General features: G+C 36.3%; 8 protein-coding genes. All 8 read right to left on the bottom strand.

The annotated features are described in order from the left end of the window. Window positions 1–101 precede the first annotated feature (101 nt). Entirely contained in the window at window positions 102–1,142 is a 1,041-nt protein-coding gene (locus tag NTX22_10395) for a LacI family DNA-binding transcriptional regulator (GenBank protein ID MCX6150924.1), read from the bottom strand. Between the two features lie 54 nt (window positions 1,143–1,196). After that, window positions 1,197–4,775 carry a GH116 family glycosyl hydrolase gene (locus tag NTX22_10390; protein ID MCX6150923.1) on the bottom strand — a complete coding sequence of 1,193 codons (3,579 nt, stop codon included), beginning with the start codon at window positions 4,773–4,775 and terminating at the stop codon, window positions 1,197–1,199. A gap of 30 nt (window positions 4,776–4,805) precedes the next feature. Further along, window positions 4,806–6,677: a U32 family peptidase gene (locus NTX22_10385; protein ID MCX6150922.1), complete on the bottom strand. Its 1,872-nt coding sequence runs from the start codon at window positions 6,675–6,677 to the stop codon at window positions 4,806–4,808. Beyond that, on the bottom strand, window positions 6,637–7,038 hold the full coding sequence (locus NTX22_10380; GenBank protein MCX6150921.1) for a GxxExxY protein: 402 nt from the start codon (window positions 7,036–7,038) through the stop codon (window positions 6,637–6,639). Before NTX22_10380 ends, NTX22_10385 begins: the two co-directional genes overlap by 41 nt. A gap of 42 nt (window positions 7,039–7,080) precedes the next feature. Beyond that, complete coding sequence (locus tag NTX22_10375) at window positions 7,081–9,246, bottom strand: trehalase family glycosidase (GenBank protein ID MCX6150920.1); 2,166 nt, start codon at window positions 9,244–9,246, stop codon at window positions 7,081–7,083. A gap of 65 nt (window positions 9,247–9,311) precedes the next feature. Then, a complete protein-coding gene (locus NTX22_10370; GenBank protein ID MCX6150919.1) occupies window positions 9,312–11,906 on the bottom strand; it encodes a glycoside hydrolase family 3 C-terminal domain-containing protein in 2,595 nt (864 codons plus the stop codon). Window positions 11,907–11,931: 25 nt separating this feature from the next. Beyond that, window positions 11,932–14,016 (bottom strand): trehalase family glycosidase, encoded by a 2,085-nt coding sequence (locus NTX22_10365; protein ID MCX6150918.1) that lies wholly within the window; start codon window positions 14,014–14,016, stop codon window positions 11,932–11,934. 111 nt (window positions 14,017–14,127) lie between these two features. Further along, the gene (locus NTX22_10360) at window positions 14,128–17,523 is read right to left on the bottom strand and encodes a GH116 family glycosyl hydrolase (GenBank protein ID MCX6150917.1); all 3,396 of its coding nucleotides are present in this window, start codon (window positions 17,521–17,523) and stop codon (window positions 14,128–14,130) included. Window positions 17,524–17,566 lie beyond the last annotated feature (43 nt).

Here is a 17,566-nt window from a genome sequence, read left to right as displayed (position 1 = left end):
AAATCCAAACTGTTAGCGTTAACAATTTATGGTGCATAATAGATTAAAAATTAAAAAAAGTCAACCATTATACACATATAAAATTCTATCGGTTATTATTTTCAATGATGTTTTCCTTTAAGTTTCCAACCGCACGACTTGCGGATTATTTGTTCAGTATGAACACTAATTTCTTCAATTATTTCGGTTTTGTTTTCAATGTGGGCAATTAACTTTTCGGCAGCCCTTTTACCTACTTCGTACGCTGGTTGCCTTACAGTTGTTAAAGGAGTGTACATCCACTCAGCCCGGATATCATCCGAAAAACCAACAATTGCAATGTCCTCTGGTATTCTTAAATTTTTTTCTTTTATAGCTTTCATTGCTCCAAATGCAGCCGGATCATTTACTGCCACAATAGCTCTTGGGCGTTTGTTCTTAGATCGCTCCAATAATTTCATCATCGCTTTATAACCGCCCGCCTCATGAAAACCAGATTCAACTACATCTTCCTGCATAAATTTTATTTTGTGCTCAGCAAGTGCAATTTTAAATCCATTAAATCTTGCCCGGCTAAGTGAAAGTGTAGAAGGACCAGAGAGATGTGCAATTTTAGTATATCCAAGATTAATTAAATGTTCGGTGATCAATTTTGAACTTTCTTCATCATTTACACTAACACAACTTGCACCAATTCCATATACACATCTATCGAAAAAGACAATCGGCAAACCGTGTTGTTTAATAATGTGTTTATACACATCAAAATCATGGACTGATTCCGCAACGGAAATCAGGAGTCCATCTACGCGTTTGGAAGCAAGAGTGTGTATTGCAGCTTTTTCTCTTTTTGCGTCTTCTGCGGAATGTGTTAGCATTATCTGGTAACCTCTTTTATAAGCTGCCTCCTCAATACCCCGGATTGCCTCCGGAAAAAATGAGTGCGTAATTTCCGGAACCACAACTCCGATGGTTTGTGTTTTACGCATAACCAAACTTTTTGCTATATAATTTGGTATATATCCCAACCGCTTGGAAGTCTCTAAAACTTTCTCTTTCGTACCTTCTTCAACATTTGGTCTATTATTTAAAGCGCGCGAAACGGTCATCATTGATATTCCTAATTCCTCAGCAATATGCTTTACTGTTATGCGCCTATTCATAATTTTTCAGTCCACTTATTAATGGTTGATTTTTAAATTAATTTTAAGATGCTTTTACTCAACAAGTTTGATTTTATTTTTTTGTGAATTATCAAAATCGCCAATAAACTGCCACCAATTATTTAGTTTTTTATCATTGTATTTAATTCCGTTGTTAGCACCTGGAATGTTTTGCATCCAGTAAACAAACCACTTTAAACTATTGCACTCCCATCTGTTACAATTGATGGTGATCTTTTTTCCGGTTCCTTCCGGGTTCCAATCCTCAATATCTGTTTGAACAAAATTTGTATTTTTCCAATCATAATCCTTAATGGCATTAGGAGGATAGTGCGCCCATCCGCAGTGCGGATTAATAATTTTATGTGATATATCGCTTCCTACAAACTTACCCCAGAAAAGAAGATCGCCCCAACTATCTTCATCCGTTGTGTCTCTTCCATCAATATAATTTAGCACGGCTTCAGTTTGGTGCATATGATCTTCAACTGCTTCAGATGTTCCCCGCTGATAATTGTAATGATAGACAGTATAAGTTTTATTAAGAACAGGCAAATCATTTTCATCACGATTACTGTTGCTCACGTCTCCATACGGTCCTGCCATATTTGATTCCCACAAGCCTACAACACCACCATGATATCCCCAAAGCCAGAATTCTTTAATGCCGTTTTCTTCCACCCATTTCTTCGCATCTATTCTTTTCATTATTTCGTAATAGTCGGTCATTGGTTCTTTGCTGTAAGGTTTGCTAACGGTCGGTAATGGTTCAAGAAATTCGTAAGTCTTTAGCACTTTATACTGTAAGGATGGCTTTGAAGATGAATCTTTGTAACCATGATATCTTGATCCTTCTTCAAGCGCAGTTATAACTTCTTTTGTTATACTATCAGTTTTTGTTCTTGTAAATTCAAGTGAAACGCCCCAATCACCCGTTGCTTTTTTATCAATATTCTTCCCATCAACTGGAAAATATTTAACAACCACAACTGGAATTACGAATTGTTCATTTTGCTTTGTTTCAATTATTATTTCGTGTTCTGCAAAATCTTTTTTATCCGACGGCTCAATTTCAACAATCATTTTTCCGTCTTTTAATTTTGCTCCGGCAATCTTTCCCACCAACTGTTGATTTGTTAATCCAACTTCATACTTCTCTCCGGTAATACCTTCAACTTTAAAATGAATTTTGTTCCCTTCTTTATTTTGTGAGATAAATTTAAGTGAATGATTTTCATCTCCGATTTTAGATTTAAGTGGTAATAAAAATATTTCTGGAACAGGAATTAGTTTTATTGTTACTACGTCATTATTTGTACACGTAAATTCAATTTTAGGTTGAAAAACTTTTTTATCATTAATTACGCTGTAAACAATTTGTTTATCATTAAGTTGAACATTTATTATTTGTGCACCAGTTTGAAGAACCGGGGTAAATTCAAAATTAATTTTTGAATCTCCTTTTTTGTTAATCAATAATCGAATTTCTGTTGATGATTTAAAAAATTTTAAGTTTAGATTTTCATCCCTTACTTTAATATTATTTATTATCAAGCTGTCCCAGTTGGCTGGCAATTGTGGTTTAAATATTACTTTCATATTCAGTGCATCTACTTCAAGTCCAGTTAATCCTCGGAGAAATGGCACCATAAAACCAGATGTAGAAAATCCTTGATCGTGATATGCCTCCCCAAGTTTCTGGTTCATATCACCGGAAAATACTTCGGGGATAACACCAATTCCATAATTTGATTGGTGCTGCAAAGTTGATTGAAGATTTGCAAATCCAGCCAGGTTGTAATTGTATTTATAAAGCGCTGTTCCAAGCATTATTGAATTGAAAGGCCAAACTGCGCCATAATTATAATTCCTTGGATCATAAAATTTAGAGCTGCTTGAAAGACTTCGGATACCCCAATCTGTTAGCAAATCCGAATGCGCAAATGCTTCCAGACTTTTTTCTGTTCTGGATTTATCCATTAATTCAAAATCAAATGCTATAGAAGGATATGGATTTTTTTCTTTCACCTGAACTCCGGTTTCATTGGCACCAAAGGAATAAAATCCTAAATCATCCATCCAGAATAATTTTTCTAATGATTCTTTAGCTTTAACTAATAAGCTGCTTGCACTTTTCTCCATTTCTTTATCACCAACATATCCTGCCATATTAATAACTTCTTTAATAGACTGCGTCCAAAGAGCCTGGGTGTACATGTCGTTGTAAATTTTTACAAGCGAACCGAACTCAAGAACACCAAGCCCGGAGTTTTTCAAATCCATTAATCCATCGTTGTTGCTATCTTTACCAAGACACCAAGTGTAAGCTTGTTTTATTGAGTTCCAGCTTTCTTTTATAAAATCAATATCTCCACTCTTATGGAAGTAATCACCCATTGCAACAATATACCACGGAGAAGTATCGGCATGATTATACCCGAAATGATAATCATTCCACCAATCCACAAGTCCATCGCTTTGCGAAAGTTCGTGAGACATCTTACCAACATCTCTGTTTATTTCATCACCAGATTTTTTTCTTATCGGAAAGTTTTCCTGCCGCTGCCATTTCTGCGTAAACTCAAGAGCTTCGCGGACAGTATTAAAATCGCCAAAACTATTAAATGCAAGTGAGTTTGCAAAAGCATCTCCGCCAAAGAACCATGCAAATCCAGGGCGACCACCGCTTCCGGATAAACCATACCCAGCGACTAATCCTTTACCAAGTGTTGGATTATCAACTAATAAATTCCGTAGTGCAACCTTCCCCCATTCGTACGCACTGTTAAAACTTTTATCCGGTGTTATTATTTGTGTTGTTGAATTCCGCAAATCCTGATAGTAATTATAATTTGCAAAATAATACTGCTCAGCATTTTGGGAAAGATTTGTGAACAATGTTTTCACTGAATCCATTTTTGTATTTATACCGCCGGCAATTATAATCGGGATGTATTTTTCTCTCGTCTCATTCGGCTTCACATCAATTTTAAACTGAAGCGGATTATCCGCAAACATATGTGCCGGTGGTGCGGACATTTCTTTGCCAGCCGGTGAACCACACAAGAAAATTGCTCTTCTCTGCGACTCCGAAATTACAAATGCTTTAACATCATCATCCCAATAACTGTATTGACCACCAATTCCCGCAGGCCACTGCGGCTGCATTACAGGAAGAAAACCCGGAACGATTGTAATTGGTTCAACAGTATGAATATCTAAAAGAATGATCAATCCCGGATCTTTAACCGGAACAATAAAAATTTCTTTTACCGTAAATGATTCGTAAGTATAAGTTATTGTAGTTGCTTCCGGTGTTGCATCAATTGTTCTTACAATATCTTTAGCAAGGATTGCCTGCGTTGAATTATTTGTAAAGAACCGAAGCTCAAAATTTCTTAGTGGTTTCCAGGGCCATACCCACATTTCAAACATTCCATTTTCAAATCCCATCAACGCAGCCTTTTGTCCAATCTTATCAAAATATTGATGCGGCTGGGCGATTCTTGAGATCAGTAAATCATTTTCTTTTAAATTGAATTTCGGAATTGAACCAGTTGTATTCTTCTCGGATTGAGCCTGGAAATTACTTGTCTGAATAAGCAACAAAATCGAAATAAGAAATTTTTTCATTTATGAAATCCTGTTTTAATAAATATTGATTTATAGAATTATAGACATTTCACATTTCTTACAGTTAAATTCCAACTGGTATTTCTTTCTGTTAAATTTTAGGAATAATGGTTCCTTAATATCCTTAACATTAAAGCCATCAGTTTCAAAAGGACAAAGATTAAGCTGTTCTTTAATACAATATTTGCTGGTTAAAATTATTTTGTCCTTGGTTTCCTTTAACAACTCAAAACCATTTTCTATGTTCTCAACTCCGTGTCTTTCATAAAACTGTTTTGCTTTTCGATTAACCACATTGCCAAGATAAGTCAGCTTTCTTTCTGGATACGGAATATTTGTTTTTTGAATTTCAACAATCTGCCTTGGAAAATTTTTAATTCTATCGGTTTCCAGTAAATCCAACACTGCCCTTCGCATTTCATTTATTTTTGCTATTGGAATAAAGAATGGTTCGGCAAAAATAATTTTTACATCTTTGACTTCAAAAATCGAATCGCCAGATTTTTTGAATTGCTTTTCTATTGTCTCTAAAAATTTTGCTGGATCTTTCGCAGGAATTATCTCAAACATATACTCGTAAGAGATTTTATTATTATCTTCGTCAGTAGCGTAAATCAATAACCGGTCAACTTCTTCCTCTATCTCAATAAATGCTTCGATCTTTCTTTTTGTATTATCTCTTGATAATTCCTTGGTGAATTGATGATCGCGGTTGCGGTAAATCTTAGTACCGATAGAAAGTCCATCAAGCTCATTAGTATAAATTCGATTATCAATCACCTTGCTTAAAATCATTCCTTGCATTACATCCCGGCTATCAAAGAAACAAATGCCATCATCGTTAACAAACTTTTCGGTGGTATTTACTTCAAAATAATCTTTCCCAATTATTTTTACTTTGCCAATATATTTTCCGAGTGATTTCTGAGTATTTATCGATGCAATATTTTTCGTGTTGCCTTTTAGAAAATATTCTGTGTATCCTCGATTAAATGTTTTATCCGGATCAGGATTGAAAGTGAAGAACACTTTCCCGCTGGAGGATTTTTGCAAAGATTTATCTCCATTCATTATTTCATCAAGTTTCTGGCGATAGAAACCTGTGATGTTCTTAATATAATTAATGTCTTTCAGGCGTCCTTCAATTTTAAAAGATGTAATTCCAGCTTCTACCATTTCTTTTAAATGCGAAGATAGATTAAGATCTTTTAATGATAAGAGATATTTATCCTCAATAATTGTTTTTCCATTGGCATCTTCAAGTGAATAAAATAATCTGCAAGGTTGAGAGCACTCGCCCCGGTTGGCACTTCGTCCCGTAGTTGCATAACTGAAATAACATTGCCCGCTGAAGCAAACGCATAAAGACCCGTGAACAAAAAATTCCAAATCAACTTTTGCACTCTCCTTTATTTCTTTTATCTGTTCGAGTGAAAGTTCTCTTGCTAAAATTATCCTCTGAAAACCAACTTCTTCAAGAAATTTAATTTTCTCCAAAGAATAATTGTGTGCTTGAGTTGAAGCAAACAGAGGTATTGGAGGAATATCCATTTCCAGAATGCCCATATCCTGAATAATTATTGCATCGGTTCCAATTTTATAAAGTTGATGAATCAGATTCTGAACATCTTCTAATTCTTCATCATAAATAATTGTGTTTACAGTAACATAAACCTTTGCCCAAAATTTATGTGCATAGTTGATCAGCTTTTCAATGTCTGCAACTAAGTTACCAACTGCTGCCCGTGCGCCATACTTAGGTGCGCCAATATAAACCGCATCCGCACCGCAGTTGATGGCAGCAATTCCACATTCCAAATCCTTGGCTGGAGAAAGTAACTCTAAGACAATAGAACGCGGATTACGCAGAAACCGCGGATGCACGCTGATCTTTTCGTTCATTTGTAAAAATTTTTCTTCTGAATTCAGGTTTCTTACCAAAATTTAATAATAGTCCAACTTCTATTTTTGTGGCTTTTAAATAATTTATTAATTGCGCCTCGTGTTCTTCACATAATGCTTCGGCTGCTTTCAATTCAACTATAACTAGATCATCAACTATCAGGTCAGCATAATAGTTACCGACCTGATTTTCATCGTAAAATACATTGATACTTTTCTGTTGTTCAACTCTACATCCCTCTTTCTTCAATTCAATAACCATTGAATTCTCATATACTTTTTCCAGAAAGCCATAACCAAGCGTATTAAATACTTTATAGAAAGAATTTAAAATCTTTCCGGTGATATTTTCATGTAACATTCTTCCTCCGCGTTCATCCGCACTATCCGCATCATCCGCGTTCTATTGTTTTTTGTTTTCTTCAATCAGCAATTTTGCCATTATAGAATCCCAGATATAATTTGTGGGTGAATTCAGCACCTCATTATCAGGACTAAAAGATTCCCAGAAATTATGATTCTTAGAAAGCTGGGTTGTAACTGCAAGCATCATTTTACCAGCTAACTCACTCGCAATTTTATTATATCCATATTTTTTCAAACCATCATAAACCATGTAATCCCAAAGGAGCCAAACCGGACCATTCCATTTGCAGCAATAATCTACATAAGCGCTGTACCATTCATCTTTAGCAGAAAGAGTTGGTACGCCATACTTCCGCCAGAATTTTTCAGGATCAAGCAAATGCTTTATCAATTTTTCCGCTCTATCCTTGGGAGCAGCTTCTGCCCACAAAGCAAGAAAACCGATGATCTCTTCACGGCGTAAATCTCTTGTCTTAAATTTGAATGAGTGATCAGTTTTATTTATTGAATAATAAAACTGGGTTGAGTCGTCCCACATTCTTTCATTCACCAATTTGGAAATTTCGTCAGCTTTTTTCATCCAACCCAAAGCTTCATTCGTTTTGTCGAGCTCTTTAGCAATTGAAGAAAGTGAGCGCATTTCTTTAATAACCATAAAAGTAAGATCGACGCATTCAAGCTCATCAGAAATATCTTCCTTATCAACATCAAGATATCTTTCTGCTGAAACCTGGAAGACAGCATTATACCAATCGCGCACGTTTTCAATTATTCCATATGGTCCCCATTCAAATGTTCCGTCTTTATCTAGGTCTCGGTTTTCAATCAGCCAATTAACGTACTTTACGCCGGATGTGTAAGCATCCTGCAGAAATTGTTTGTCTTTGCTAACACTATAAACCTCCCAATTTATCCAGCTAAAAAATGGGGCAGAAGTAGTTGACATATCTTTACCGGTAACATTGCTTTTATGCGGATAGTCCTGCAAACCACGCGGACCGTGGCGATAAGCGATCAAACCATCTTTGCCTTGCTGTTCAATGTAAACACGCTGCGAACCTTCTGCTGACTGCGGATCGAGATATGCGTATGCAAGCATACTTAACGATTCATGCAGAACCTGGTGTCCATGTCCCCATCCCCACAATGGCTGGCGGGAGAAGACATAGAAATTATTTTTTGTTGAATCAGCGGGAGGATACATGCATCCGCGTGCCAGATTGAATGCTCCAAGATAAACCAGTTTTTCTTCTTCAGTTTTAAATTTGATGCGTGGGATTTTAGAAAATAATTTTGCGTTAGCATCAACATATTTCTGCAGCGATTCAGTTTTCAGTTTTTCACATTCCTCTTGAAGTTTTACTAAATCCTCTTTCTGATCCTGCCAGCCGCGTATGTAGCGGACATTTGTTTCTTCACTCGGTTTTAGCTTTAACTTACCATGCAGCGAAACAAAATTTACAAAACCTACTTTTAAAAGATTAAGCGAATCAATTCTTTTCTCAGCATAGAAATCTGTTTTAATGATGTTGTAAAAATTATCAAGACCACCAAAGTAACCGCCATAAGAATATGGAGAGAAGCTTGCTGTAAAGAAATCCCTGCAGTCTGTTGGATAAGACCATTTGGAATTCAAGTTGCTTATTAATCTTTTCCTTGTTTCATAATGATTGGTAACATATCCTTTGTACTTTTCGTCGTAACCTTTAATGAGCAACGAATCATTCCCCAATTCAAGTACTGGATAAAGCTCGATATTGTAATCAACTTTGGAAATGTTTTTGATTTGCATGCTAACCAGAGAAATAGTAGAACTATAAACAAAAAATGTTTCCTGAACCTGAACTCCCTGAAATGGTTGGTACTCCATTACAACCATATCTGGAAAAGAACTTGTAACTACAGGCTTCTGGAAATACTCTTCAATTCTGTTTATAACAACCTGGTTAACTTTCCACACCACATAAAATTTACCGGCATTATCTCCTGAATAATTGATTGGAAAGCAATCGGAATAGTAATCCATTTTATATCCTTTATCTCCATACAATCGTGATCTTTCCATCGTGGCTGTGTAAGTAGTGTAGAGAGGAGATTTAGCTGCTGCTTTGAATAAAAGATAATTATCATTTACAAGTAAGCTTTGGGAAAACATATCATTAAAAAATATTACCGCACAAAGAAGAAGAAAAATCCTTTTCATTTTACCTTCCTTAAAAGTTGATTACATATTTATTCTGTCGATTAAAAACCACAAGCTTTTAGTAATTATTCTACTTTAAGAATTATCTTATTTAAATCCTTATCATTTGATGACGATCCAATCATCAAAGTGTAATTATCCGGTTCGACTGAAAATCCTTTCCCATCTATCCAACGCGATAATTTCTCAGATGTAATTTCAAACTCAACAGTTTTAGTTTCTTTTGGATCTAATGAAATTCTATTGAATCCTTTTAAAGTCTTTATCGCCTTATTGTCTTTGCCAGCTTTAACATAAAGTTGAACAACTTCATCACCAAAAATTTTTCCGGTATTTTCAACATCAACATAAACTTTCGTTGTTTCACCGGATTTGATTTTACTTTTTTTCAGTTTCAAATTTTTATATTGGAAAGTTGTGTAGCTTAATCCGTATCCAAATGGATATAGTGGTTCACCTTTAAAGTAGCGGTACGTTCTGTTACTCATATTGTAATCTGTAAATTCAGGGAGTTGATCTACTGATTTATAAAATGTAACCGGCAGCCTTCCAGCAGGATTGTAATCACCAAATATTACATCAGCAATTGCAGTTCCTGCAGCTTGTCCGGGGTACCAGGCTTCAATGATTGCAGGGATATTTTTATTCTCCCAATTAACCGCAACTGCACTGCCATTCAATAGCACGAGTATAATTGGTTTACCAATAGTGGCAATTTTTTTAATCAGATTTTCCTGCGTCTCAGGCAAATCCAGGGTTAATCTATCTCCTCCTTTAAATCCTTTTACAGTAACATCCATCTCTTCGCCTTCAAGTCGTGGGGATAACCCCATCACCATAATAACTGCATCCGATTTCTTTGCGGCTTCAATTGCTTTCTGTTCCAGGTTCTCATCAGGTGCGGACCAGAGCAGTTGCATAAATGAGTAACGCATAGTTTTGTAAAATTCCACTTTTATCTTATATGCTTTTCCAGCAACAAGATCGATCCACTTATAAGATTTAACCGGATGGTGAGTTCCCTCAAAACTAATCAACAATGAATCTTCAAAATAAATTCTAAATCCATTTAGACCATAACCACCAATAGCATACTTCCCTGTTCGTGGAGGAACAATTATCCCGTTCCATCTAATTCCAAAATTATCAGGATCAAACTTTGGGTCAGGAGCTCCAGTCCACCATTTAAAATCGATACAATAATCTATTTGTTTAAAAGATGGTTTTCCTTTAAACTCGCGGTTATCAAAGTATTCTGCTTTCAGTCCATTTTCTCTTTCCTCTGCTTTTGTAGTAAACAATGCTGAATTAGGAATTACTTCAAATGACGGGAGATTTTCTGCAACATCGCAACCGCGTTCGTAAATTACTTTTGTGTTAAATAATTTTTGCAGAATTCCAGTAAGCGGAGTAACTGGATTTGAAGGAAAGCCATTGTAATTACCAAGGAGCACTTCAGCATCATCTGCATTTGGTCCAATAACAGCAACGGTTTTAATTTTTTTATCAAGTGGTAAAATATTTTTGTAATTCTTTAAAAGAACGATTGACTTTCGTGCAGCATCAAGTGCGATTTTCTGATTTTCTTTAGTATCGACATTTCTTAAATCCAGCTTTGAATAAGGAACCATTTCCGGCGGATCAAACATCCCGAGTTTAAATCGAATAGAAAATAATCTTTTTACTGCAGTAGTAATTTCATCCTCTTTAATTAATCCTTGCTGATACGCATTTACTAAACTTGGGTAAGCGTCACCGCATTCAAGATCAGTCCCAGCTCTAACAGCAAGCGATGATGCCTCCTCCGGAGTTTTGACCAACTTATGTGAATTATAAATATCAGACACAGCCCAGCAATCAGAAACAACATAACCTTTGAATCCCCACTCATCGCGGAGAATACTTTTAAGAAGCTGGTTGCTTCCGCAGCAAGCTTCCCCACGGAAACGATTATAAGCACACATAACAGAATTTGCTTTTCCATCCTGAATTAGTTTTTTAAAATGCGGAAGATAAGTTTCCCGCAAATCGTAATCGCTTACACGTGCATCAAAAGTATGTCTGTCCGGTTCCGGTCCACTGTGAACTGCAAAGTGTTTTGGAGTAGATTCTACTTTTAAATATTTTGGATCTGAACCTTGCATACCTTTTACAAATTGAAGTCCCAGTTGGCCGGTGAGGAAAGGATCTTCTCCATAAGTTTCCATTCCTCTTCCCCAGCGCGGATCTCTGAAAATATTAATATTAGGAGACCAGAATGTTATTCCCTGGTAAATACCTCTTTTGTTTTTACTTACTGCATCATTATACTTAGCACGTCCTTCATCTGAAATTACGTTTGCAACTTTGCTCATTAAATCAGTATCCCACATTGCAGCTAATCCGATAGCTTGCGGGAAAACCGTTGCCAGCCCGTTACGCGCAACCCCGTGAAGAGCTTCATTCCACCAATTGTATGCTGGTATACCAAGCCGATCGATAGCCGGTGCAGTGTAAATCATTTGAGAAATTTTTTCCTCAAGTGTCATCCTGGCAACAAGATCATTTACTCTTTCTTCAATAGAAAGATTTGGATTTTTAAATGGAGGTGATTCCTGCTGTGCGGAAACTTGCCCGATTGAAATAATTAGCAGGAATAAAAAGATTTTTAATACTTTCATTTTTTTCTCCATAATTTTGCATTGCTCATTTATTATTCATTTTGTCAAGATCAATTAGCATTCTTGAAATTATTCCTGTCCAGATATAAGTCTTATTCCATCCTGCCTGATAATCATCGGCACTGTAAAATTCCCAGAACCAATGATTGGTTTTTAACTGCCAGCCAACATTATCAAGTACTTTATTTACCAATTCTTTTGCATCGGTAGTGTAATTAAAATTCATCAATCCACGGAATATTAAATACTGCCACGGAACCCAAATAGGTCCATTCCAATAGCCAATCGGATTGTAGTAGCTATCGTTTGCCGCTAAAGTTGGAACGCCGTAATTCCGCCAGAACTCGGCAGGATTTTTCATATGTTTCATTAGTTCGACTGCTTGTTCTTTTGTAGCAATGCCCGCCCACATTGGTAAGAATCCAATAATTTCTTTTCTCTTAAGATCATTTTGATTTTTAAATGTGAAGCTATGATTCTTTTTATCAATGTTGTAATAAAATCCTGTTTCCTTGTCCCACATAAATTTGTTAATCAGGTCAGCTCTCTTGTTTGCATCGTCCAGCCATACTTTGGACTCATTATCTTCTCCTAATTCTTTTGCCATTTCAGAAAGAGCTTTTGCTTCGTTTACCAACATCGAGTTAACATCAACGCCTTCAAAGTTAGAAGGATCGGCAACTTCATCCCAAACTGCAACAAACGCATCGCGAACAGATTCAAGAACTGCATGAGCACCCCATTCGCATAAACCATCTTTATCGGAATCGCGGTTGCTCACATAATAATTATAAAATTTCTTACCCGACTTGTAGGCATCCTTTAAAAACTTTTTATCTTTAGTAACTTTATATATTTCCCAGTTTTGCCAGTTGAACCATGGAGCCGATGAAGTATTTTGTCCGTTCGTTGTTATCTGCTCATCCAAATATGGTCCGGTTCTGTAATTGATGTAACCATCGTCCGACTGACGTTCCATATATACACGCTGGGAGTTCATCGCACCAACTGGATCCATAAAAGCATACGCCAACATCACAAGGCTTTCATGAAAGACTTGCCCGCCATGCCCCCAGCCCCATTGTGGTTCGCGGGAGAAAACATAATAATTGTATGAACTTTTTCCTTCGGGTGGAAGCATGCATTGCCTGATTAGTGAGAAAGCATTCCAATACATCATCTCAAAATCTTTTTTATCAAATTTGATTTTAGGAATTGCGCTATAAGTTTTTTCATCTTCCAACAAGTATTTATTTAAATCTTCCTTCATCAGATTTCTGGATTGAGTTAAAAGTTCATTTGCTTCTTTATTTCCTTCAACCACTCCTTTTATGATTTTTACATTTATCGATTCATTCGGTTTCATAAGATAATTTTTTTGTAAGGCAAGAACTTTAATGATCCCGTCTGATGCAAGATTACTTAAAGATTCCAACTTCAGATCATTTACAAACAAGCTATCATTGTCTTTCTTCCTTGCATCAAATTGATTGTACACTCCGGATGCATCAATCGAACTATTAATTATAAATACATTCAGCAGATCTTCCTGAAAGGGTATGTTGTGTTCTTTCATCCAACCATCTGGGGTTTCGCGGTGATGGAAAGTAAAACCATCATTTTCATTTGTAAGGTTTACATCAGAATATTTTCCATTAGTATGATTGATATATGGGTAGACTGAAAACGCGGCATCGCTTATTCCTTCGTTTGTTATCTTCAAATCCTGAATTGCAATCCTTGAATTATAAACCTGAAAGAGAACATCAACACGGATGTTCTGAAAGGGATAATAATAATATTTTACCAAATCGCTATAATTTGCGGTTATGGTTGGCTGCTTGTAATATTGCTGCAATTTTTGATGAAGTACTCCGTTACACTTAAAAGCTATTCCCATATTGCCAGCTTGATCTGTTTGATATTCAATTCCTCGTTCCTGATCGTACCAGATGAATTGAAAACCCTGATCGACGATAAACTCAGCCCGACTTAGCGGTGCCGCATAAGTTGTATAAAGCGGATCAACTTTTGTCGCGTTCAGATCAGATAAATATTGTGAAAAAGTTGATACAGTTAAAAGAATTAAAAAAGCAAGAAGGTTTTTCATTTTAATACCTTAAAATATTTCCGGTGTCTTATCGGCGCAAATCCGTATCATCTGCGTTATCCGTGTTCTATTGTTTTTTATATAGAACGCGGATGGCGCTGATCAAACTGATCAATGCGGATTAGTTATTATTTTTATTTCTTTATTTACATACTTTCCTGATGGATGAACAAAGTTAATCCTTATCTTATAAATTCCATTTTCTTCTCCTGCAATCTCACCATTCTCCACACTTTGTATATTTTTCGCCGGGCAATAAACCTGCATCACTTCCTGATTACCATTCTTTCCTTCTACGCTAACAACAAAATCGTTTCCATCTATTTTGGAAGAGATAATTCTGAATCCTCGTGAGCTATCTCCTGGAATTGGATTTGTAACTACAGGAATAACAGCAATACCTCCCTTATGATAAACTTCAACAACTGCTTTTTTATCAATAGTAAAAGAAGAATTGATTATAACTGCCTGCTGTTCATTTGCTATTTTTAATTCAACCTGTTTCCCATCGATGAATAATTTCTCAAAATTTGTCTTGAGTGGAAATGAAGGATTAAACTCAACTTCAAGCGGTTTGTTGCCTGAATGCTCGAACGTATAAATGGTTTTGTCCATTTCTCTTTTCATTTTGAAAGAAAGATTTTGCGAACCTGATCTTGCATTTTCAACTTCAGCAAAATCCCAATCCGCAGGAAAGTGCGGGGCAAGTTTTATTTTGTTTTCCAGTGCAGATGGTTCCAGTCCGAGCATTCCTTCCAGCAATGGTTGAAGCACCATCGTCTCGGACCAGCATTGATGCCTACATACCCCCGATGGTTTATACTCTGCACCATTTATAACTTCTTCAACAAATCCAAGCGCCCAGTTTTTATATACATTTAAATTTGCCATAACATGGAAAAACCCTTGATCGTATTTTCCATTTTTGTATTCAGCCAGAGAAGCCCAGCCTGTAAACAAGGGCCAAACACTCCCATAATGATAACCATACGGTTTGAAGAGTGGACTTTTCTCACTAACTATTCTTACACCCCAATCAGGAGAAAAATTGTTGCTCGCAAATTCATCTAACATAGAAGGTATCCGGTTCTTTTCAATTGTATTAAAATAAATTGGAACAGAAACCTGAACGGTTGGTTCATCAAGATAAGTTCCGTCCTTAAATTTTCCATCGTAGTAAAAGCTGCGCTTCTCATTCCAGAAATCTTTGTTGATAATATTTGTAACTAAAGAAGATTCATCAGAATAGAATTTGCTTTCTTTATCGAGACCTAATTTGTTCGCCATATTACTGGCTTCTCTTAACGCTGCCGCCCAGCTTCCAGCAAGATATAAAGTTGTGTGCGTTCCGTATAGTTTTCCACCTTCCACCCACCCATGACCAATATTTGTATTCTCAATTAAATGATCACCATCGGTATCAGTTGAAAAGCAGTAATCAACTGCTTTCTTAATATTGTCCCAGGATTTTCTAATGAATTCAACATCACCGGAGTGGCGCAAATATTTTCCAGCAAGAATAATATAAAGCGGAGTTGCATCGGCTGCATCGTAGTGAACTACACCGCTTGTTGTTAACTCATGAAAGATTTTACCAGTTAGGTCCTGATACTTTTGAAAGAATTCTAAAAGATCTTTTACTTTTGCAAAATCACCGTAATCCAAAAGTGCGTAACCGCTCCATTGCCCATCCCTGCCAAAATACCACGCATACCCAGGACGACCGCTAACAGTTTGATTTCCGTCCCAACCAGTTGCGGTTGTAGAATAACCTGCTACCATCGATTTCCCGACTCCCGGCGTATGAACAAAAAATCTATCGGTTCCAATCATAGCCCAGCGGTAACCTTCATTAAAATCTTTATCAGGAGAAGTTATAGTTAGTTTGTCTTTTAGAATTCCACGCGTGTATTTGGTGATTTGCTGATAAACCGTTTCCGGGTTTTGGATTGCATCTTTGTATGTAGTTAATGCTTCTTCTTTTCCCTGATCAGTTGCCACTATAACTATATCCATATTATCATTTTCTTTCAAACTAAACTGTTGAATAGCAGCAAATTGAAATTTCTTTGTTTCTTTACCGGTAAACACTGAATCTTTCTTTGCAAAGCTGTCGAACTTTCCTTCCAATTTTGTAAGAGGAATTTTATTAGAACCAACTATTACATTAAAATCCCCGCTTCCATCTTTAAGCGTATAAGCATTTAAAGCTGAATCGAAATTATAATAAATAGATCCAAGTGCTCTTTCTGAGTAAGGCCACATATAACGCATATTGCTTTTAAATTTGATTATGAGCTTTGCCGGAAACAATCCACGATATTCATAGTGAACAACACCAACCGGCTTTTCCGGATCTGCAATTACAACTTCCTTAAGAAATGCTCGGCGATAATTATAGGTGCGGGTGAATGATTCCGGCTTTACTTCGATGAAAGGGCGTTGATCGCCAAGCCAGTAAACTGTATCGCGATAAGAAAATTGAATACCGACTTCGTAATCGCGTAATGCCATAAAAGGATGCGCCCAAATCTCATCAATCCCGCCTTTCTCTTTTCCCATTATCACCATTCGCTGTCCGGCTACATCGTAAAAATTTTCCGAACCATAAAGAGAAGTAAGCTTCATCGATTCTAAATTTCTGTCCCACACTTTGGATTGTGGAATGGTGATTGCAGATTGCGGATTAGTAAACAGAACTAACTCTTGTGGTTTATAGCTCCAATAAAACTTTCTATCACCATCCAGTTTTCCTGCAAGATAGTTAATAGAATTTTTTGTGAACAATTCAAGAAGCGGTCTGTTAAAATTCCTTGGGGCAAAATAAGTATATGCACCAACAGCTATAATTTTTCCTTTCCCTTGTTCATATTCTAAAATTAATTTTGAATTTTCAAATAAAGTTATATATGCCCAATCAACTGCGACCACTTTTCCGTTTGGAATGACATCATCAAAATATCCTATCTGCCTGCATCTGTTATCCTCGTAGGCATTCCAGATATAGGCACCACCAAACATTTTATCAAAGATTGGATGGTTGCGGAAAGAATGCAGCCCGAGCTTCCTTCCATATCCTTCATCTTTTGATTCAACATATTTTACTTTTGGAATTTCAGTTTCCAGGTTCATATTAACAACATAATTGAATGCTTCCATCGTTAGAAAAAGATTTCCACCATTGGTAATATAGTTTTTCAATGATTCGATTACTTTAGCATCTGTTTCATCTTTGGAAAATCCCAGAGTATCTGACTTATGATACCACACAACATCCAAATTTTTAAGCAGAGATGGATTATTTTTTAGCTGAGTGAAAGTAATAAGCTTTGTTTGGAATTCCTTATTGCTTTTTAAGAAGTCATAGGCAGCTTTTAATTCCGGGGTCAATAATTTCTCTTCCTGAACGGAAAGGAATGCTGTTCGAACAATTTTAGTTTGCGCTGCTGCGGTTAAAACAAGAAAGATTAGTAGAAAAATGATTTCTATATGAATGGTTAGTCTCATACTATACCTAAAATAAATTAAAAATATTTTTTTTCGCTTATGC

The organism is Ignavibacteriales bacterium, assembly GCA_026390815.1.
Taxonomy (GTDB): domain Bacteria; phylum Bacteroidota; class Ignavibacteria; order Ignavibacteriales; family SURF-24; genus JAPLFH01.
The sequence above is the reverse complement of the archived record's forward strand: the minus strand, read 5'-3'. Positions and strand labels throughout refer to the sequence as shown.